Consider the following 18,455-nt stretch of genomic DNA (forward strand, 5'->3'; position numbering starts at 1 on the left):
TCACGCCGTCACGACGATCTTGCCCTTGACCCGACGCGCGGCGATCTCCTCGATCGCCGCCGCCGTCTCGGCGAGCGGGCGGACGGCGTGGATGTGCGGCTTGACCCGCCCCTCCGCCGCCCAGGCGACGATCCGAGCCATCTCGGCGCGAAAGGCGTCCCCCTCGCGCTCGATGTGATCGCCCCAGAACACGCCGACGAGGTCGCAGCCCTTGAGCAGCAGCAGGTTGAGCGGGATCTTCGGGATCTCGCCGGCGGCGAAGCCGACGACGAGATAACGCCCGCGCCAGCCCGTCGCCCGCACCGCCGGCTCGGCATAGCGATCGCCGACCGCGTCGTAGACGACGTCGACGCCACGCCCGCCCGAAAGCGCCTTCAGCCGGTTCTTCAGATCCTCGGCATCGTAGTCGACGACTTCGTCGGCGCCGATCGACCGGCAGAATTCGAGCTTCTCGGCGCCGCTCGCGCAGGCGATCACCCGGGCACCCACCGCCTTGGCGACCTCGATCGCCGCCTGCCCCGCCCCGCCCGAGGCACCGAGGATGGCGACGGTCTCGCCGGCCGCGAGCCTGCCGCGATCGACCAGCCCGTGCACGGCGGTGCCGTAGGTCACCGACAGCGTCGCCGCCGTGACGAAGTCGAGGCTCTCGGAAAGGGCCACCAGATCGGCGGCCTTCACCACCACCTTCTCCCGCGCCCCGCCCCATTTGACGTAGGCGAGCACCCGATCGCCGACCGCGACGCCCGAGACGCCCGCCCCGAGGCTCTCGACCTCGCCGGCGATCTCGCCGCCCGGCGAGAAGGGGAGTTCCGGCTTGAACTGGTAGCGATCGCGGATGATCAGCGTGTCGAAGAAGTTGAGGGCGCAGGCCCGCATCGCCACGACCACCTCGCCGGGGCCGGCGACCGGGTCGGCGAGATCCTCGAACGTCAGCTGGGACGCCGGCCCATGGGCACGGCAGACGATCGCCTTCATGGCATTTCCTCGCGTTTCTCGTTCTCGAGCGGAGAAGATGGGGAAGCCGCCCGCCCGCGTCAGCCCGTCCCTTGGTCGAAGCAGGTCGCCCCGCCCGAATTTCGCCCACTCGTCTCGTCAGACAGAGGCCACGCACCGACGGGCTTCCCCGTCGAGACCGTCTGCCGCACGACCCGGCAACCTTCTGGTAACCATGCGCGTGGTTTCTGAAGCAAACGAGGGTCGCCCGCGATGGCGGCCGCGCGTCTGACCGCGAGACGGAGTACGACGAGATGAAGATCGCCCTCGCCGCCGCATCCATGGCAGCGATTCTGCTGGCCGGCGCCGGCTCGGCTCTGGCCGAGAGCAAGCCCGCCGCCGCCAAGCCGGCCGCCCCCGCCAAGCCCGCGGCGGCGGCCCCCGCCGCGCCGGCCTCGCCGCTGTTGATCGTCGAATCGAAGGACTGGCGCGCCTTCACCGCCGGCACCGCCAAGGGCAAGGTCTGCTTCGCCCTGTCGAAGCCGACCAAGATGGAGCCGCCCTCGCTCAATCACGGCGACGTCTTCTTCTTCATCTCGACGCGGCCCGCCGAGGGCGTGCGCAACGAGCCGAGCCTGCAGGTCGGCTATCCGATGAAGGAAGGCTCCAAGGCCGGCGCCGACATCGACGGCAAGAAGTTCGCCATGTTCACCAAGGCCGACGGCGCCTGGCTCGAGCACGACAACGAGGTCGGCGCCTTCCTCGACGCCCTCAAGAAGGGCTCGAAACTGTCGATCGCCGCCACCTCCGGCCGCGGCAACCCGACGTCCTACGTCTTCTCGCTCGCCGGCATCTCCGCCGCGCTCGACGGCGCCGCCAAGGAATGCAAGTGACGCGAATGCGCCGCGGGCTTCCTCGCGGCGCGGTTTTCGGCTATTGATGGGCGATGTTTCAGGCGGATGGGGTGACCCGTCCGCCTTTCGCGTCGCGCGACGCCGCAGACCCGACCATCGAGGACAGACCCCCATGACGCGCCCCGCCACGGCCGCGATGCCGACCGACGACGTGCTCGACGCCATCGTCAAGCGACCGCAGGCCGTCGCCACCGCCGACGCCAAGCCCTCGCTCCTCGGCCTCACCCGCGACCGCCTCGCCGACGCGCTGCGCGCCGTCGGCGTCGAGGAGGCGAAGATCCGCATGCGGGTGAACCAGCTCTGGCACTGGATCTACCTGCGCGGCGCCGCCGACTTCGCGGCGATGACCAACGTCTCCAAGGACCTGCGCGCGACGCTCGCCGAACACTACGTCGTCGGCCGCCCCGAACTCGTCGCCGAGCAGATCTCGGTCGACGGCACCCGCAAGTGGCTGTTCCGCTTCCCGCCGCGCGGCGCCGGCCGCCCGGTCGAGGTCGAGACCGTCTACATTCCGGAAGAGGGCCGCGGCACGCTCTGCGTCTCCTCCCAGGTCGGCTGCTCGCTCACCTGCTCCTTCTGCCACACCGGCACCCAGGTCATGGTGCGCAACTTGACGGCGGAAGAGATCGTCGCCCAGGTCGTCGTCGCCCGCGAACGCCTCGGCGACTTCCCCGCCGCCGAGAAGGCCGACGGCAAGCTGCCCTCCGAGGGCCGCCTCGTCACCAACATCGTGATGATGGGCATGGGCGAGCCGCTGATGAACTACGAGGCGGTGCGCGACGCCATGCTGATCTTCGCCGACGGCGACGGTCTCTCGCTCTCCAAGCGCCGCATCACCCTGTCGACCTCCGGCGTCGTGCCGGCGATCCCCAAGATCGGCGCCGAGACCGGCGTCATGCTGGCGATCTCGCTCCACGCCGTGCGCGACGACCTGCGCGACGTGCTGGTGCCGATCAACAAGAAGTACCCGATCGCCGAGCTGCTCCAGGCCTGCCGCGACTATCCGGGTCTCTCCAACGCCCGCCGCATCACCTTCGAATACGTCATGCTGAAGGGCGTCAACGACAGCCCGGCCGACGCGCGCGAGCTCGTCCGCCTGCTGCGCGGCATCCCGGCCAAGATCAACCTGATCCCGTTCAACGCCTGGCCGGGCTCGGCCTACGAGTGCCCCGACTGGGACACGATCGAGACCTTCGCCGAGATCGTCAATCGTGCCGGCTACGCCAGCCCGATCCGCACCCCGCGCGGCCGCGACATCCTCGCCGCCTGCGGTCAGCTGAAGTCGGCCTCCGAGCGTCTCAAGGTCGCCGAGCGTCTGGCGCTCGAGGCGATGATGGCCTCGGGCGGCGACGACGACGAGGACTGAGACCGTCGCGGCCGGCCGATGCCTCCGGACGCGGCTCTGGACACCGGTCGACGCCGCGACGCACCATGGACCGGGCCGATTCGCCCGCGCCGGGTCGGTCCTCGACGCGCCTGCGCGGGAACTCCCAACCGGTGGTCTCCCATGCCCGACCCCCTCCGGCGCTACGACGATCTCACCTTCGATGCCGACCGCGTCGCCTCCGGGCGGATCGGCCGCATCGTCACCGCCTATGTCGTGGCGGTCGTGGTCGGTTCGCTGCTGCGCACCTTCGGCCTGGTGATCGAGGAGAGCCTCACGTCGGGCTTCTCCGGCATCGTCCGCCGCTTCGGCTGGTCGAGCCTGCTCGTCGTGCCGATCATGACCTCGGTCGTCGCGCTGATCGCCGCCGCCCCCTTCGCCACCGCCTTCTTCGTCGTCGCCGAAGGCCGGGCGACGCGCTCGCGTCTCGCCTGGATCCTCGCCGGCGCGGCGATCGCGGTGATCGCCCAGCTGATGGTGACCGTCCCCTTCGGTGCCGACGCGCCCGCCCTCGGCCTCCTCGGCCTCGACGCGCTGGCCGGTGCTCTGGCCGGTTCGGTCGGCTGGATCGTCGCCGTCCGCTCCGCCCCGCCGCCGCCGATGCGCGACCCCTGGGCCGACATCTGACCATCTCGCGAGGAACCCGACGATGACCTCCCTCTCGCGCCTCCTCTGGCGACTGCTCGTCGCCGGCCTCGGCTTCTCCGCCGCGGCCATGGCGAGCCTGGTGATCGGCGTCCTCGGCCTCGGCACCGTCGCCTCGGCCGAACGGGTGAACGACGGCGATCTCGACGGCATCGTCGCCCTCGTCCTCGGTCTGCTGCACGGCAGCGTCCTGCTGCCGCTCTTCGCCGTCATGGTCTGGCCGGCCTGGGCCGCGGCGATCGTGCTCGGCGAGGTGACCGCCACCCGTTCGCTCTTCGCCCATCTGGTGGTCGCCACCGGCATTGCCGTCGTCGGCGTCATGGGCGGCGCGCCGCTCCTCGTCGTCGGTCAGATCCAGGTCGTTGCGGCGATCGGCCTCGTCGCCGGCTTCGTCCACTGGCTGGTCGCCGGCCGCGGCGCCGGTCTCGCGACCCCCCGCCCGGTGGCCCGCACGGTGGAAGGAGCCACGCGCTCCACGCATGACGGAACCGCGCGAAACGGGATATCGGGAGAGAACTCCAACCCGTGACGAGGGAGAAGGAAGTGGCCGAGCATTTCGACGTGGTGATCGCCGGCGGCGCGATCATGGGCTCTTCCACCGCCTGGTTCCTCAAGAAGGAACTCGGCTTTTCCGGCTCCGTCCTCGTCGTCGAGAAGGACCCGACCTATGCCCGGTCGGCGACCATGCTCTCGGCCGCCTCGATCCGTCAGCAGTTCTCGACGCCGGAGAACATCCGCCTGTCGCGCTTCGGCATCGACGTCATCCGCTCGCTGAAGGAGCGCTTCGGCCCGGACGCCGACATCGGCTTCCACGAGAAGGGCTATCTGACGCTCGCCTCCGAGGCCGGCGTGCCGATCCTGCAGGCGAACCACGCCATCCAGACCGCCGAAGGCTCCGACATCGCGCTGCTCGACCCCGACGAGATCGCCCGCCGCTGGCCGTTCCTCTCGACCGAAGGCATCGCGCTCGCCGCCTACGGCAATTCCGGCGAGGGCTGGTTCGACGCCTGGATGTGGCTCGACATGATCCGCAAGGCCGCCAAGGGCGCCGGCGCGGTCTACACCCACGCCGCCGTCACCGGCATCGCCCGCGAGGGCAACCGCGTCACCTCGGTCACGCTCTCCGACGGTCGCGAGATCGCCTGCGGCACCTTCGTCAACGCGGCCGGCCCGGCCGGCGGCGACGTGGCGAAGCTCGCCGGCATCGAACTGCCGGTCGAGCCGCGCAAGCGCTTCGTCTTCGTCGTCCATTGCCGCGAGAAGGTCGAGGGCCTGCCGATGCTGATCGACGGGACCGTGATCTCGTCCGGCGTCTACATCCGCCCCGAGGGCCAGTATTTCATCTGCGGCGTGTCGCCGGAGGAGAACGCCGACCCGCGCGTCGGCGAGGACGACTACGACGTCGACTATTCGCTGTTCGACGACGTGATCTGGCCGGGTCTCGCCACCCGCATCCCCGCCTTCGAGGCGCTGAAGATGGTGCGCGCCTGGGCCGGCCACTACGACTTCCACACCTTCGACCACAACGCGGTGATCGGCCGTCACCCGGAGGTGACGAACTTCGTCTTCTGCAACGGTTTCTCCGGCCACGGCATCCAGCAGGGTCCCGGCGCCGGCCGCGCGGTCGCCGAACTCATCGCCTTCGGCGAATACCGCTCGATCGACCTCTCGGTCTTCGGCTACGATCGGCTCGCCGCCGGTCGCCCGGTGGTCGAGGCCAACATCATCTGAGGCAGAATACGATGGCGGACGGAGACGCGAGATCGACGGTGCTCGTGATCTCCTCGCAGGTGGCGCGCGGCGCCATCGGCTCGCGGGCCGCCGGTTTCGCCCTCGAACGCCTCGGCCATGCGGTCTGGCTGGTGCCGACCGTGTGGCTGCCCTGGCACCCCGGCCACGGCCGCGCCACCCGCCTCGCCCCCGACCCCGCCGGCTTCGCCGCCGCCCTCGCCGAGATCGCCGAGAGCCCCAGGGCGGCCGAGATCGACACCGTGCTCACCGGCTATTTCGCCGACGCCGAACAGGTCGAGGCCGTCGCCCGCCTGATCGAGCGCCTGCGCCTCGTCACCCCCGGCCTGCGCCTGATCGTCGATCCGGTCATCGGCGACGCCGAGGCGACCGGCCGCGGTGCGCTCTATGTCGGCGAAGGCCTCGCCCGCGCGCTGCGCGACCGCCTGCTGCCGCTCGCCGACGTCGCCACGCCGAACCGCTTCGAGCTCGGCTGGCTCGCGGAGATGCCGGTCGGGACCACCGCCGAGGCGATCGCCGCCGCCCGCGCGCTGCCGGCCCCGATCGTCGTCGCCACCTCCGCCCCGGCGCTGATGCTGCGCGCGATCGCCACGCTGCTCGTCACCGCCGACGGCGCCGTGCAATTCGAGCATCCGCTGGTCGACACCGACGCCCACGGCACCGGCGACCTCTTCGCCGGCCTGCTCGCCGCCCGCCTCTGCGACGGCCTGTCGACGGAAGCCGCCACCGCCCGTGCCGTCGCCGGCGTCTTCGAGGTGGTCGCCCGATCGGCCCGCGACGGGCTCGACGAACTGGCGCTCTCCCGCGAGCAGGACCGTTTCGTCCACCCGATGGCCCAGGTCTCCGTCCGCCGCATCGGCGAGGCGCCGCAGAGCCTCGCCACCCGCCGCCGGCCGCCACCGCGCAACCCGGCACCGGTCGGGGACGAGGAATGAGCGGCGCGTCGCCGGGCGCGCGCGTCGCCGGGCCGAAAGCGCGCCCGAGCGCGCGCCTCGCCGGCATCGACGGCTGCCCCGCCGGCTGGATCGCCTGCCTCGTCGCCGCCGACGGCCCGATCGTCCCCGAGATCCGTATCGTCCCCCGCCTCGCCGACCTCCTCGACGCCCCCGATGCGCCCCTCGTCGCGGCGATCGACATGCCGATCGGCCTGCCGGACGTCATCGGCCCGTCGGGACGAGGCCCAGAGCGTCTCGTCCGCCCGATGCTCGGCGAGCGGCAGTCCTCGGTCTTCTCGATCCCCGCCCGATCCGCGATCTTCGCGGGCTGCGGCCTCGATGACCGCGAAGGCTATGCGGCGGCCTGCGCCGCGGCGCTCGCCACCTCCGATCCGCCGAAGAAGGTCTCGAAGCAGGCCTGGTTCCTCTTCCCCAAGATCCGCGAGATCGACCGGCTGATGACGCCGGAGCACGCCGCCCGCCTCGTCGAGGCTCACCCGGAGGTCGCCTTCGCGGTGCTGAACGACGGTGCGGCGATGACGCTGCCCAAGAAGGTCAAGAGCCGGCCGAACCCGCCCGGTCTCGACGAACGCCGCGCCCTCCTCACCCGCCTCGGCTTCCCCGCGGAAAGCCTCGCCCGGCCGCCGCGCGGCGCCGGCGAGGACGATCTGATCGACGCCTGCGTGCTGGCACTCGTCGCCCGTCGCGTCGCCCGCGGCGAGGCGGTCTCCTTCCCCGATCCGCCGCTGGTCGACCCGCGCGGCCTGCCGATCCGCATCATGGCGTGATGCGGAACTCCGATTGATCGGAGTTTCGCATTCTGCTCGTCCGAAGAGCCCCTCCCGCAAGGGCTCTTCGGACGATGAGGATCCGCCATCGCGCAGCGATCCATCGGATCCCGCATAGACCTGCGACACCCCGCCGCGCGAGGCGTCTGCGGAAAAACGAACCGATTTGCGTTGCGATGCAGCGTATACGACCTTCGCGGAATGGACGGCCTCTTCGGCTTGGTCCATTCACGAGGAAAAGCAGCCTCGCGCGCCGGGAGAGACGCCGTGTCCAAGACCAATTCGGGCAACTTCTTCGAAGACTTCCGCATCGGCCAGGTGATCCGGCACGCCACGCCGCGCACCATCACGCATGGCGACGTCGCGCTCTACACCGCGCTCTACGGCTCGCGTTTCGCCGTCCAGTCGTCGGACGCCTTCGCCCGCGCCATCGGCTACCCGGAAGCCCCGGTCGACGATCTCCTGGTCTTCCACGTCGTCTTCGGCAAGACCGTGCCCGACGTCTCGCTCAATGCCGTCGCCAACCTCGGCTATGCCGGCTGCCGCTTCCTCGCCCCGGTCTACCCCGGCGACACGCTGTCGACCGTGTCGGAAGTGATCGGCCTCAAGGAGAATTCCAACGGCAAGACCGGCGTCGTCTACGTCCGCTCGACCGGCTACAACCAGCACGGCGAGGAAGTCCTCGACTACGTGCGCTGGGTCATGGTGCGCAAGGCCGACGAGAAGGCCGCCGTCGCCGAACAGCTGATCCCCGAGCTCCCCGCCGCGCTCTCGCCCGACCAGCTCGGCTCGGCCGTGCCGCTGCTCGACCGCGACGCCTGGGACGACGTGCTCTCCGGTTCGCGACATCGTTTTGCCGACTACAAGGCCGGCGAGCGCATCGACCACGTCGACGGCATGACGGTGGAAGAGGCCGAGCACATGCTCGCCACGCGGCTCTGGCAGAACACCGCCAAGGTCCACTTCAACCAGTACACCGAGGGTCAGGGCCGCTTCGGCCGCCGCCTGATCTACGGCGGCCACGTCATCTCGCTCGCCCGCGCGCTGTCCTTCAACGGGCTCGGCAACGCCTTCCACGTCGCCGCGATCAACGGCGGCCGCCACGTCAATCCGCTCTTCGCCGGCCTGACCGTCTTCGCCTGGTCGGAAGTGCTGGAGACGGCGGAACTGCCCGGCCGCGACGACGTCGGTGCCCTGCGCCTGCGCCTCGTCGCCACCAAGGACAGGCCCTGCCTCGACCTGCCCTACAAGCTCGAGAACGGCGAATACGACCCGGCCGTCATCCTCGATCTCGACTATTGGGCGCTGATGCCGCGCTGATCGGGGCCGAGCCATCCCGCGGGCGCATCGGCGCCATGCGGTGTTCGGCATCCGCACTGACACGCTCTGGCAGCGAAACCGGTGCGGGTGTTGGATCGCGCCGGCGTCATGGCTCGTGTCATCATCCCTTTGGACGTTTTGACGCACTGCCCCCAAAGGGGTTAGAAGGCTTCCAGCCGTGCGCCCGAACCCGCACCGGCCGCGGCATCGTGCCGCGGACGTGATCGGTTCGACCGCCCCTTCAACCTCCCAGGGATCGAAGACAGGCCGATGTCGACGACACAGACGAAAGCCGGCACCGGGGTCGAGCGCCCCCTTTCGCCGCACCTCCAGATCTATGCGCCGTCCTGGACGATGGTCATGTCCGTCGTTCATCGAATCACGGGCGCCGCGCTCTACTTCGGCACCGTCCTCCTGGCCTGGTGGCTGATCGCAGCCGCCGCCGGTCAGGCGCCCTACGCGACCGCTCAGGCCGTCTTCGGCTCCTGGATCGGCCGCCTGGTGCTCTTCGGCTACACCTGGGCGCTGGTCCATCACCTGATCGGCGGCATCCGCTTCCTGATCTGGGATTTCGGACTGGCCTTCGAGGAGAAGCCCCGCTTCTTCCTGTCGAAGCTCAACATCGTCCTCTCCGTGCCGCTGACGCTCCTTCTGTGGGTCGTCGGCTACGCCGTGAAGTGAGGTGACACCCATGCGCACCCCCCTTTCCCAGGTTCGCGGCCGCGGCTCCGCCAAGTACGGCACCGAGGACTACTGGATGCAGCGGCTGACCGCCGCCGCGCTGGTTCCGCTCGGCGTCTTCCTGATCGTCTTCCTGGTCATGCACGCCGGCGCGCCCTACGCCTCGGCGCGCGCCGCGCTCGCCAATCCCTTCGTGGCGATCCTGCTGGCGGCGACGATCATCGCCGGCGCGATCCACATGAAGATCGGCATGCAGGTCATCATCGAGGACTACGTCCACGGCGAGCCGTGGAAGGTCGCCTGCGTCGTGCTGAACTGGTTCTTCGCGGCTCTCATCGTGGTCGGCTCGCTCTGGGCGGTCGCCAAGCTCTCGTTCGGGGTCTGAGACCATGGCTGACAACACCGTCAAGGCTCCCGGCACCGCCGGCGCCGCCTATTCCTTCATCGACCACACCTTCGACGTGGTGGTGGTCGGCGCCGGTGGCGCGGGTCTGCGCGCCGTCGTCGGCGCCTCCGAGGCCGGCCTCAAGACCGCCTGCATCACCAAGGTCTTCCCGACCCGTTCGCACACGGTCGCGGCGCAGGGCGGCATCGCCGCCTCGCTCTCCAACATGGGTCGCGACGACTGGCGCTTCCACATGTACGACACCGTCAAGGGCTCCGACTGGCTCGGCGACCAGGACGCGATCGAGTACCTCGTGCGCAACGCGCCCGACGCCGTCTACGAGCTCGAGCACTGGGGCGTGCCCTTCTCGCGCACCGAGGGCGGCCAGATCTATCAGCGCCCGTTCGGCGGCATGACCACGGACTACGGCAAGGGCATCGCCCAGCGCACCTGCGCCGCCGCCGACCGTACCGGCCACGCCATCCTGCACACGCTCTACGGTCAGTCGCTGCGTCACTCGGCGGAGTTCTTCATCGAGTATTTCGCCATCGACCTGATCATGGATGCCGACGGCGCCTGCCGCGGCGTCGTGGCGCTCTGCCTCGAGGACGGCACGCTGCATCGCTTCCGTTCGCAGAAGACCATTCTGGCGACCGGCGGCTACGGCCGTGCCTACTTCTCCTGCACCTCGGCCCACACCTGCACCGGTGACGGCGGCGGCATGATCCTGCGCGCCGGCCTGCCGATGCAGGACATGGAGTTCGTGCAGTTCCACCCGACCGGCATCTACGGCGCCGGCGTCCTCATCACCGAGGGCGCGCGCGGCGAGGGCGGATATCTCACCAACTCCGAGGGCGAGCGCTTCATGGAGCGTTACGCGCCGTCGGCCAAGGACCTCGCCTCGCGCGACGTCGTCTCGCGCTCCATCACCATGGAGATCCGCGAAGGCCGTGGCGTCGGCAAGGGCAAGGACCACATCCACCTGCACCTCAGCCACCTGGATCCGGCGATCCTGGCCGAGCGCCTGCCGGGCATCACGGAATCGGCGAAGATCTTCGCCGGCGTGGACCTGACCAAGGAGCCGATCCCGATCCTGCCGACCGTCCACTACAACATGGGCGGCATCCCGACGAACTATCACGGCGAGGTGCTGACCAAGAAGAACGGCGATCCGGACTCGGTGGTCCCGGGCCTGATGGCGATCGGCGAGGCGGCCTGCGTGTCCGTCCACGGCGCCAACCGTCTCGGCTCCAACTCGCTGACCGACCTCGTGGTCTTCGGCCGCGCGGCGGGCCTGCGCTGCAAGGAGACCGTGGTGCCGAACGGCCGTCAGCCGGAGCTTCCGGCCGATGCCGGCGATCTCGCCGTCTCTCGCCTCGACAAGTACCGTTGGGCCGCCGGCTCGACGTCCACCGCCGAGCTGCGCAACGGCATGCAGCGCACCATGCAGAACAACTGCGCGGTGTTCCGCACCGGCGAGGTTCTGGAAGAGGGCGTCAAGCTCATTCAGCAGGTCTGGGAAGGCCTGCCGAACGTCAAGGTCACCGACCGTTCGCTGGTCTGGAACTCGGATCTCGTCGAGACCCTCGAGTTCGAGAACCTGATCGAGCAGGCGGTCGTCACCATGAACTCGGCCGAGGCCCGCAAGGAGAGCCGTGGTGCGCATGCCCGCGAGGACTATCCGAACCGCGACGACGCCAACTGGATGAAGCACACGCTGGCCTGGGCCGACGGCGCGACCAAGTCGGTCAAGCTCGACGACCGTCCGGTGCACACCTACACCATGTCGCAGGACATCGCCTACATCGAGCCGAAGGCTCGCGTGTACTGATCCCGCCCGTTTCGACCCGTCGGCCCCGCGGCCGACGGACCTCGACGATCATCCTGAAGAGGTGAGACCGCAATGGTTCAGCTCACGCTTCCGAAGAACTCCACGGTGCAGATCGGCAAGACTTGGCCGAAGCCCGCCGGAGCGACCAGGCTCAAGGAATTCAAGGTCTATCGTTGGACCCCCGACGACGGCCGCAACCCGCAGATCGACACCTACTACATCGATCGCGACGACTGCGGTCCGATGGTGCTCGACGGTCTCATCTACATCAAGAACAAGATCGACCCGACGCTGACCTTCCGTCGCTCGTGCCGCGAAGGCATCTGCGGCTCCTGCGCGATGAACATCGACGGCCTCAACACCCTCGCCTGCACCAAGGGCATGGACGAGGTGAAGGGCGCCGTGAAGGTCTATCCGCTGCCGCACATGCCGGTGGTCAAGGACCTCATCCCGGACCTGACCAACTTCTACGCCCAGCATCGCTCGATCGAGCCCTGGCTGCAGACGGTCACGCCCACCCCGCAGACCGAGTGGAAGCAGTCCCACGAGGATCGCTCCAAGCTCGACGGTCTCTACGAGTGCATCCTGTGCGCCTCGTGCTCGACCTCGTGCCCGAGCTACTGGTGGAACGGCGACCGCTACCTCGGCCCGGCGGTCCTGCTGCAGGCCTATCGCTGGCTGATCGACAGCCGCGACGAAGCGACCGGCGACCGCCTCGACAACCTCGAGGATCCCTTCCGCCTCTATCGCTGCCACACCATCATGAACTGCGCGAACACCTGCCCCAAGGGTCTGAACCCGGCCAAGGCGATCGCGGAGATCAAGAAGATGCTGATCGAGCGCCGTCTCTGACGGTCTCGATGCTCCGATGCGCGAAGGCCCCGGCGGGATCCGCCGGGGCCTTCGTCGTTTTCGAGGAGATCGGATCCGATCAGTTCGCCCGGCCGAAGAGCCGCATCGGGCTCGCCCGCTTCTGCATGTCGGCGACGGCGCTCGCCCAGCCGTAGCCGTCGCGCACCGCCTCGCGCAGCCAGGAGGCCGGCGTCGGGGTCTGCGGCACCACGAGGCCGACCACGTCGCCGCCCTCGTATTCGAGATCGGCGCCGGCGCGACGGGCGAGGCGCTGCATCTGGGCGTTCGAGGCGAGGCAGTTCATGTAGAGCCGCTCGATCCGCCGATTGCGGGCGGCGAGCAGGACGCGGTCCATCAGGCGCTGGCCGAAGCCGCGGCCCTGCCAGTCGGCCTCGACCGAGAAGGCGGCCTCCGCCTCGGTGCGCGAACGCCCGAGGGCGCGCAGCTCGCCGACGCCGACCAGATCGCCGCCGACGAAGACGCCGTGGATCAGCGTGTCGAGCGCGAAGCTCGTCTCGGCATAGCGCGCGACGAACTCGTCGGATGCCGCCATGCCGAAGCGGTTGCGGCGGGTCGACGGATCGAGCCGCATCAGGTGGTCCTTGAAGGCGGCCGTGTCGGCCACCCACAGCTTGCGGATCGATCCGCCGGAAAGCGCGTTCATCGGTCTCGCTCCTTGTCCGCCGCGATGGTGCATCGCAGCATGTTTCTGCAAGAACTTCTCGCAATGCAATAAGGCTGGAAAGAGGCAGCTATGCATATTTGCGTATGGGGCGCAGAAGCGACACCTCGGCCATGCAACGAAGAGCGTGCTCGCAACGCCGCCATTCCGCCCGAAAGCACGAGAAGAGTCGCATCGCTGAAAGCCTCGCTGTAGAAGAAGGCGAGTTGTCGAGGAGACTGCGCAATGATTCGCGCCGATCGGATTGCCGTTGCCGTGATGCTCGCCGGTGCTCTCGCCGGCTGCTCCCGCATGGGGCTGAGCGACGGTCCTTCGTACGGATCGCGACCCGCGCCGGCGACCTACGAGCCGCTGACGCCCGTGCCGACCGCACCGGTCACCCAGGCGACCCTCCAGCCGCTGCCGCCGCCCGGCGCCCAGGCGGCGGTCGACCCCAATGCCCCGCCGGTCCCCGGCCAGCCGGCGGCCCCCGCCGCCCCGGTCGCGCCGATCGCCGCCCCCGATGCCGCCAAGGCCCCGGCCATCGGCCGCACCGACCTGCTCGGCGGCTGGCGCATGGCCTCGGGCAGCGACAACTGCCAGCTCTTCATGAACCTGACCAGCTGGGCCGGCGGCTACCGCGCCACCACCCGCGGCTGCAACACGCTGGAACTCCAGAAGATCTCGGCCTGGAACCTCGAGGGCAAGACGGTCACGCTGAAGGGCTCCGACGGCTCGACCGTGGCGACGCTGGTCAACGCCGGCGGCGAGAAGTTCGCCGGCAAGACCGCCACCGCCCAAGGGATCTCCCTGTCGCGCTGAGGGCCTCATGGCGACCGTCCGGCTGCTTTCCGACGACGAACTCTCGAGCGAGGCGGCCGCCGTCTTCGCCGAGATCCGCGCCACCCGCAAGACGGACTACGTCAACGACTTCTGGCGGGCGCTCGCCCATGATCCCGTCACGCTCCGGCGCACCTGGGAGAGCCTGAAACAGGTGATGGGCCCCGGCACGATCGATCCGCTCGTCAAGGAGATGATCTACGTCGCCGTCTCGATCGCCCACGGCTGCGACTACTGCATCCACACCCACACGGCATCCGCCCGCGCCAAGGGCATGACCGAGGCGCAGTTCATGGAGCTGGTGTCGGTGGTCGGCATGGCGGCGGAGACCAATCGTCTCGTCACCGCCCTCGGCGTCGAGGTCGACGAGCGCTTCCGCACCCCGCCGGGCGCCTGAGCCCGGGGCGGGAGCGACTTCCCAGACGCGACGACATTGTCCGCTCTCAGTGCTCGAGCCCCGCCAGCGCGCGGGCGAAGTCGGCCGCGTCGAAGGGTTCGAGATCCTCGACGCCCTCGCCGACGCCGATGAAGTGAACCGGCAGGCCGAACTTCTCGGCGACCGCGACCAGGATGCCGCCGCGGGCGGTGCCGTCGAGCTTGGTCATCACGAGGCCGGTGACGCCGGCGACCCGGCCGAAGATCTCGACCTGGGTGACCGCGTTCTGACCGGTCGTGGCGTCGAGCGTCAGGACGACGTCGTGCGGCGCGGTCGGATCGTTCTTCTTGATGACGCGGACGATCTTCTCGAGCTCGGCCATCAGCTCGGTGCGATTCTGCAGCCGTCCGGCGGTGTCGATCACCACCACGTCGGAGCCGTTCTCCTTCGCCGCCACCAGCGCGTCGAAGGCGAGGCCGGCGGCGTCCGCCCCGGGCTCGCGGGCGATGACGGTGGCGCCGGTGCGGGCGCCCCAGATCTTCAGCTGCTCGATCGCGGCGGCGCGGAACGTGTCGCCGGCGGCGAGCGTGACCTTCTTACCCTCACGAGCGAGCTTCATCGCGAGCTTGCCGATGGTCGTGGTCTTGCCCGAGCCGTTGACGCCGACGACGAGGACGACGTGCGGCTTCGCCGGTCCGTCGATCACCAGCGGCTTCGCCACGGGGGCGAGGACCTTCTCGATCTCGGACGCCAGGATGGCGCGGACCTCGTCGTCGCCGATCTCCTTGTCGAAACGGTCGCGGCGCAGCACGTCGGTGATGCGCATGGCGGTGGCGAGGCCGAGATCGGCCTGGATCAGCACGTCCTCGAGCTCTTCCAGCGTCGCCTCGTCGAGACGGCGCTTGGTGAAGATCGCGCCGATGCCGGTGGTCAGCGCCGAGGAGGTGCGGCCGAGGCCGGACTTGAGCTTCTGCCACCACGACAGCTTCGGCGCCGCGGCCGGCGCCAGATCGACCGGAGCGGCCGTCGTGATGTCGAGCGCGGCCGGAGCGGGCGCCGCGGCGATCTCCACGACGACGTCCTCCACCACCTCGACCGCTTCCTCGGCGGGTGCCGGCTCCGTGGCGGGCGGGACGGGCGCGATGGCCGGGGTCGCCTCGGGGGCGGCCTTGCCGAACAGGCGACCGAACAGGCCGCGCTTCTCGTTCTCGCTCATGTCACGCCTTCACGTCATCGATGGGGAGGGCGACGGCCCGGAGCACGCCGTCGGCATGGCCGACGACCCGCACGGGCACGATGTCGCCGATCGGCAGATTGGAGACCCCGGCCGCGTCGACGCGCACGGGGAAGAAGCGTTCGGTGTGGCCCTGGTCGGCCTTCTCGATCAGCACGCGGTCGATGCGGCCGACCTCGGCGTCGAGGGCGCGGGCGAGCGCCGCCTCACCGGCCGCACGCAGACGGGCGGCGCGTTCCTTGACGATGGTCTTGGCGAGCTGCGGCATGCGCGCCGCCGGGGTGCCGGGGCGGGCCGAGAACGGGAAGACGTGGGTGAAGGTCAGGCCGCAATCCTCGATCAGCCGCAGGGAGCCTTCGAACATCTCGTCCGTCTCGGTCGGGAAGCCGGCGATGAGGTCGGCGCCGAAGACGATGTCGGGGCGGCGGGCGCGGACGTCGGCACAGAAGCGGACGGCATCGTCGCGGCTGTGGCGACGCTTCATCCGCTTGAGGATCATGTCGTCGCCCGACTGGAGCGACAGGTGGAGATGCGGCATCAGCCGCTTTTCCGCGCCGATCAGCTCGATCAGTTCTGGATCGGCCTCGACGCTGTCGATCGAGGAGATGCGCAGCCGCTCGAGCCCCTCGACGCCGCGCAGCAGCTGGCCGACGAGGCGGCCGAGCTTCGGCGTGCCCGGCAGATCGCCACCCCAGGAGGTGATGTCGACGCCGGTCAGCACCACTTCGCGATAGCCGCGCTCGACCAGGGTGCGGACCTGCTCGACCACGGCGCCGGCCGGCACCGAGCGCGAATTGCCGCGACCGTAGGGGATGATGCAGAAGGTGCAGCGATGGTCGCAGCCGTTCTGCACCTGGACGAAGGCGCGGGTGTGCTCGGCGAAGCCGTGCACCATGTGCTCGGCCGTCTCGCGGACCTCGAAGATGTCGTTGACGCGGACCTTCTCGCTCTCGGAGATGCCGAAGTCGGCCAGCGCCGACCACGACGAGGCCTCGAGCTTGGTGTCGTTGCCGATCACCAGATCGACCTCGCCCATCTCGGCGAAGGTCTCCGGCTGGACCTGGGCGGCGCAGCCGGTCACGACGATACGGGCCTTGGGATTGTCGCGGCGGGCGCGGCGGATGGTCTGGCGGGCCTGGCGCACGGCTTCCGCCGTCACCGCGCAGGTGTTGACGATGACGACGTCGTCCAGCCCCGCGGCACGCGCCTGCTCGCGCATGGTCTCGGATTCCGCCGTGTTGAGACGGCAACCCAGCGTGACCAGCTCGACGCTCACTCCGCTGCTCCTCGGGCCGGTGCCCGCGTCCAGGTCAGGGTGTCGCGATCGAGCACGCCCTCGAACTCGGTCTCGACCGGGCCGGTCATCATGACGTGACCGTCCTCGGGGCGCCAATGGATCAGGAGATCGCCGCCGGGCAGCGACACGCGGACGCGGCGACCGGTGCGCCGCGTGCGGTGGGCGGCGACGGCGGCGGCGCAGGCGCCCGTGCCGCAGGCCCGCGTGAGGCCGGCGCCGCGTTCCCACACCCTGAGGATCAGGCTCTCGTCGCTCGTCACCTGGGCCAGCGAGATGTTGGCGCGCTCGGGGAAGATCGGGTGATGCTCGAGCATCGGGCCGATCGCCGCGAGGTCGTAGATCTCGATGTCGTCGACGAAGAAGATCGCGTGCGGGTTGCCCATCGACACGACCGAGGGCGAATGCAGGATCGGCGCGTCGATCGGGCCGATCTGCAGCTCGATGGCGCGGGTGTCGGCGAAGGGCTCGGAGAGCGGGATCTCCTGCCACTTCAGCCGCGGCTCGCCCATGTCGACGGTGACGAGCTCGGGCTCGCCGGCGTCCGACGCATAGAGCAGCCCGGCGCGGGTCTCGATGGTGACGGACGCCTTGTCCTTCTCCTGCATCAGCACCCAGCCGATGCACCGGGTCGCATTGCCGCAGGCCGAGACCTCGCCGCCGTCGGCGTTGTCGATCCGCATGAAGGCGTCGGCCCCGGCGCCGGAACGCTCGATGGTGATCATCTGATCGAAGCCGATACCGGTCTTCCGATCGCCGAGACGGGCGATTTCCTCCGACGTCAGACGTGGGGCGCCGCCGCGCGCGTCGAACACCAGGAAGTCGTTGCCGAGCCCGTTCATCTTGCGAAAGGGGATCGCGGTCGTCATGGTCGCTCCGGAGATGCGGCGCGCTCTGCAGTCTTGCGGGCGCCGGTCGCATCACATATGGCGAAACTCGGTCGAAAAGACCAGTGCGAGGCGACAGATGAGCGATGTTGCGGTGACGATGGTCAACCCGCACGGCCACGGGCGGCCGTCGGACTGGGTGACGCGGTTCCTCGAGGGCGTGCCGGCGGGCGGCACCGTGCTCGATCTCGCCTGCGGCGCCGGACGGCATCTGAGGGCGGCGCTCGCCGGCGGCCATCCGGTCGTGGCGATCGATCGCGACGTCTCCGGCCTCGCCGATCTTTCGGGCGATCCCCGCGTCGAGATCCTCTCCCACGACCTCGAGGGGCCGGGCGGGGTCGACCTGCCGCTCGCCGCCGATCGCCGCTTCGCCGGCATCGTGGTGACCAACTATCTCTTCCGCCCGCTCTTCCCAGTGCTGCGGTCGCGGCTCGCCGACGACGGCGTGCTGATCTACGAGACCTTCTCGCTCGGCCAGGAGCGCCACGGCAAGCCGTCGAACCCGCAGTTCCTGCTGGCACCGAACGAGCTGCTCTCGCCGGCGCTGACCGAGGGGCTGGTGATCGTCGCCTACGAGCAGGGCGAGTTGCCGGCGGCGGCGACGGGGGCGCAGGGCGACAAGGTGGTGCAGCGCATCGCCGCGGTCGGACCGAGCCACCCCTGGGCGCGCGAAATGCCCCGTCGTCTAGGCTGACGCCGCGAAATCGGGCGGGAAGCCCCCTCGTCGCGCGGCCCGCCGCGTGCGA

Annotated in this window: 20 protein-coding genes; 15 read left to right on the forward strand and 5 right to left on the reverse strand. The window is 69.8% G+C overall.

The genetic code is table 11. The annotated features are described in order from the left end of the window. Positions 1-975, reverse strand: coding sequence for an NADPH:quinone oxidoreductase family protein (locus ACT541_RS01215; protein ID WP_476133639.1), 975 nt, complete (start codon positions 973-975; stop codon positions 1-3). Between the two features lie 272 nt (positions 976-1,247). Between ACT541_RS01215 and ACT541_RS01220 the strand changes: the two genes are divergently transcribed. The 12 genes from ACT541_RS01220 (at position 1,248) to ACT541_RS01275 (ending at position 12,417) form a co-directional block, all read left to right on the forward strand. After that, on the forward strand, positions 1,248-1,826 hold the full coding sequence (locus ACT541_RS01220) for an invasion associated locus B family protein (RefSeq protein WP_476133641.1): 579 nt from the start codon (positions 1,248-1,250) through the stop codon (positions 1,824-1,826). Positions 1,827-1,959: 133 nt separating this feature from the next. Further along, positions 1,960-3,213, forward strand: coding sequence for a dual-specificity RNA methyltransferase RlmN (rlmN, locus tag ACT541_RS01225; protein WP_476133642.1), 1,254 nt, complete (start codon positions 1,960-1,962; stop codon positions 3,211-3,213). A gap of 141 nt (positions 3,214-3,354) precedes the next feature. Next, positions 3,355-3,858 carry a hypothetical protein gene (locus ACT541_RS01230; protein WP_476133643.1) on the forward strand — a complete coding sequence of 168 codons (504 nt, stop codon included), beginning with the start codon at positions 3,355-3,357 and terminating at the stop codon, positions 3,856-3,858. A 22-nt stretch (positions 3,859-3,880) separates the two neighbouring features. Then, positions 3,881-4,405: a hypothetical protein gene (locus ACT541_RS01235; RefSeq protein ID WP_476133644.1), complete on the forward strand. Its 525-nt coding sequence runs from the start codon at positions 3,881-3,883 to the stop codon at positions 4,403-4,405. Beyond that, positions 4,402-5,607: an NAD(P)/FAD-dependent oxidoreductase gene (locus ACT541_RS01240; protein ID WP_476133645.1), complete on the forward strand. Its 1,206-nt coding sequence runs from the start codon at positions 4,402-4,404 to the stop codon at positions 5,605-5,607. Before ACT541_RS01235 ends, ACT541_RS01240 begins: the two co-directional genes overlap by 4 nt. 38 nt (positions 5,608-5,645) lie before the next feature. Next, a complete protein-coding gene (gene pdxY, locus ACT541_RS01245; protein WP_476133646.1) occupies positions 5,646-6,560 on the forward strand; it encodes a pyridoxal kinase in 915 nt (304 codons plus the stop codon). Further along, positions 6,557-7,348 (forward strand): DUF429 domain-containing protein, encoded by a 792-nt coding sequence (locus ACT541_RS01250; RefSeq protein WP_476133647.1) that lies wholly within the window; start codon positions 6,557-6,559, stop codon positions 7,346-7,348. Before pdxY ends, ACT541_RS01250 begins: the two co-directional genes overlap by 4 nt. A 267-nt stretch (positions 7,349-7,615) precedes the next feature. Then, positions 7,616-8,668: a MaoC family dehydratase gene (locus tag ACT541_RS01255; protein WP_476133649.1), complete on the forward strand. Its 1,053-nt coding sequence runs from the start codon at positions 7,616-7,618 to the stop codon at positions 8,666-8,668. 270 nt (positions 8,669-8,938) lie between these two features. Then, positions 8,939-9,349 carry a succinate dehydrogenase, cytochrome b556 subunit gene (sdhC, locus tag ACT541_RS01260; RefSeq protein WP_476133650.1) on the forward strand — a complete coding sequence of 137 codons (411 nt, stop codon included), beginning with the start codon at positions 8,939-8,941 and terminating at the stop codon, positions 9,347-9,349. A gap of 10 nt (positions 9,350-9,359) precedes the next feature. Next, the gene (sdhD, locus tag ACT541_RS01265) at positions 9,360-9,734 is read left to right on the forward strand and encodes a succinate dehydrogenase, hydrophobic membrane anchor protein (protein WP_476133651.1); all 375 of its coding nucleotides are present in this window, start codon (positions 9,360-9,362) and stop codon (positions 9,732-9,734) included. A gap of 4 nt (positions 9,735-9,738) precedes the next feature. After that, complete coding sequence (gene sdhA, locus ACT541_RS01270; RefSeq protein ID WP_476133653.1) at positions 9,739-11,565, forward strand: succinate dehydrogenase flavoprotein subunit; 1,827 nt, start codon at positions 9,739-9,741, stop codon at positions 11,563-11,565. A gap of 72 nt (positions 11,566-11,637) precedes the next feature. Then, complete coding sequence (locus tag ACT541_RS01275; RefSeq protein ID WP_476133655.1) at positions 11,638-12,417, forward strand: succinate dehydrogenase iron-sulfur subunit; 780 nt, start codon at positions 11,638-11,640, stop codon at positions 12,415-12,417. A 79-nt stretch (positions 12,418-12,496) separates the two neighbouring features. On the opposite strand, the gene ACT541_RS01280 is transcribed toward ACT541_RS01275, so the two are convergent. Then, positions 12,497-13,081, reverse strand: a complete 585-nt coding sequence (locus tag ACT541_RS01280; RefSeq protein WP_476133657.1) for a GNAT family N-acetyltransferase — start codon at positions 13,079-13,081, stop codon at positions 12,497-12,499. Between the two features lie 243 nt (positions 13,082-13,324). On the opposite strand from ACT541_RS01280, the gene ACT541_RS01285 reads away from it, so the two are divergent. Both ACT541_RS01285 and ACT541_RS01290 read left to right on the forward strand, forming a co-directional pair. Further along, positions 13,325-13,900, forward strand: a complete 576-nt coding sequence (locus tag ACT541_RS01285) for an AprI/Inh family metalloprotease inhibitor (protein WP_476133659.1) — start codon at positions 13,325-13,327, stop codon at positions 13,898-13,900. 7 nt (positions 13,901-13,907) lie between these two features. Then, positions 13,908-14,315: a carboxymuconolactone decarboxylase family protein gene (locus tag ACT541_RS01290; RefSeq protein WP_476133661.1), complete on the forward strand. Its 408-nt coding sequence runs from the start codon at positions 13,908-13,910 to the stop codon at positions 14,313-14,315. A gap of 46 nt (positions 14,316-14,361) precedes the next feature. Here ACT541_RS01290 and ftsY read toward each other — a convergent pair whose 3' ends face one another. Genes ftsY through dapF form a run of 3 tightly spaced genes read right to left on the reverse strand, consistent with a single transcriptional unit; the run spans position 14,362 to position 17,691 of the window. Next, positions 14,362-15,510, reverse strand: a complete 1,149-nt coding sequence (gene ftsY, locus ACT541_RS01295) for a signal recognition particle-docking protein FtsY (protein ID WP_476133663.1) — start codon at positions 15,508-15,510, stop codon at positions 14,362-14,364. Position 15,511: 1 nt separating this feature from the next. Continuing rightward, positions 15,512-16,804 (reverse strand): tRNA (N(6)-L-threonylcarbamoyladenosine(37)-C(2))-methylthiotransferase MtaB, encoded by a 1,293-nt coding sequence (gene mtaB, locus ACT541_RS01300; RefSeq protein ID WP_476133665.1) that lies wholly within the window; start codon positions 16,802-16,804, stop codon positions 15,512-15,514. After that, a complete protein-coding gene (gene dapF, locus ACT541_RS01305) occupies positions 16,801-17,691 on the reverse strand; it encodes a diaminopimelate epimerase (protein ID WP_476133666.1) in 891 nt (296 codons plus the stop codon). Before dapF ends, mtaB begins: the two co-directional genes overlap by 4 nt. Positions 17,692-17,788: 97 nt before the next feature. Between dapF and ACT541_RS01310 the strand changes: the two genes are divergently transcribed. Next, positions 17,789-18,403, forward strand: coding sequence for a class I SAM-dependent methyltransferase (locus ACT541_RS01310; RefSeq protein ID WP_476133668.1), 615 nt, complete (start codon positions 17,789-17,791; stop codon positions 18,401-18,403). The last annotated feature ends 52 nt before the right edge of the window (positions 18,404-18,455 follow it).

The sequence above is a fragment of the Pinisolibacter sp. DMC100 genome, assembly GCF_056313705.1.

What these genes read in the sequence shown, in the direction of transcription:
- ftsY (WP_476133663.1), bottom strand. Translation starts at nt 15,510, where the DNA reads ATGAGCGAGAACGAGAAGCGCGGCCTGTTCGGTCGCCTGTTCGGCAAG.
- ACT541_RS01285 (WP_476133659.1), top strand. Translation starts at nt 13,325, where the DNA reads ATGATTCGCGCCGATCGGATTGCCGTTGCCGTGATGCTCGCCGGTGCT.
- ACT541_RS01280 (WP_476133657.1), bottom strand. Translation starts at nt 13,081, where the DNA reads ATGAACGCGCTTTCCGGCGGATCGATCCGCAAGCTGTGGGTGGCCGAC.
- dapF (WP_476133666.1), bottom strand. Translation starts at nt 17,691, where the DNA reads ATGACGACCGCGATCCCCTTTCGCAAGATGAACGGGCTCGGCAACGAC.
- ACT541_RS01250 (WP_476133647.1), top strand. Translation starts at nt 6,557, where the DNA reads ATGAGCGGCGCGTCGCCGGGCGCGCGCGTCGCCGGGCCGAAAGCGCGC.
- ACT541_RS01290 (WP_476133661.1), top strand. Translation starts at nt 13,908, where the DNA reads ATGGCGACCGTCCGGCTGCTTTCCGACGACGAACTCTCGAGCGAGGCG.
- ACT541_RS01235 (WP_476133644.1), top strand. Translation starts at nt 3,881, where the DNA reads ATGACCTCCCTCTCGCGCCTCCTCTGGCGACTGCTCGTCGCCGGCCTC.
- ACT541_RS01220 (WP_476133641.1), top strand. Translation starts at nt 1,248, where the DNA reads ATGAAGATCGCCCTCGCCGCCGCATCCATGGCAGCGATTCTGCTGGCC.
- ACT541_RS01310 (WP_476133668.1), top strand. Translation starts at nt 17,789, where the DNA reads ATGAGCGATGTTGCGGTGACGATGGTCAACCCGCACGGCCACGGGCGG.
- ACT541_RS01230 (WP_476133643.1), top strand. Translation starts at nt 3,355, where the DNA reads ATGCCCGACCCCCTCCGGCGCTACGACGATCTCACCTTCGATGCCGAC.
- rlmN (WP_476133642.1), top strand. Translation starts at nt 1,960, where the DNA reads ATGACGCGCCCCGCCACGGCCGCGATGCCGACCGACGACGTGCTCGAC.
- ACT541_RS01215 (WP_476133639.1), bottom strand. Translation starts at nt 975, where the DNA reads ATGAAGGCGATCGTCTGCCGTGCCCATGGGCCGGCGTCCCAGCTGACG.
- sdhA (WP_476133653.1), top strand. Translation starts at nt 9,739, where the DNA reads ATGGCTGACAACACCGTCAAGGCTCCCGGCACCGCCGGCGCCGCCTAT.
- ACT541_RS01275 (WP_476133655.1), top strand. Translation starts at nt 11,638, where the DNA reads ATGGTTCAGCTCACGCTTCCGAAGAACTCCACGGTGCAGATCGGCAAG.
- sdhD (WP_476133651.1), top strand. Translation starts at nt 9,360, where the DNA reads ATGCGCACCCCCCTTTCCCAGGTTCGCGGCCGCGGCTCCGCCAAGTAC.
- sdhC (WP_476133650.1), top strand. Translation starts at nt 8,939, where the DNA reads ATGTCGACGACACAGACGAAAGCCGGCACCGGGGTCGAGCGCCCCCTT.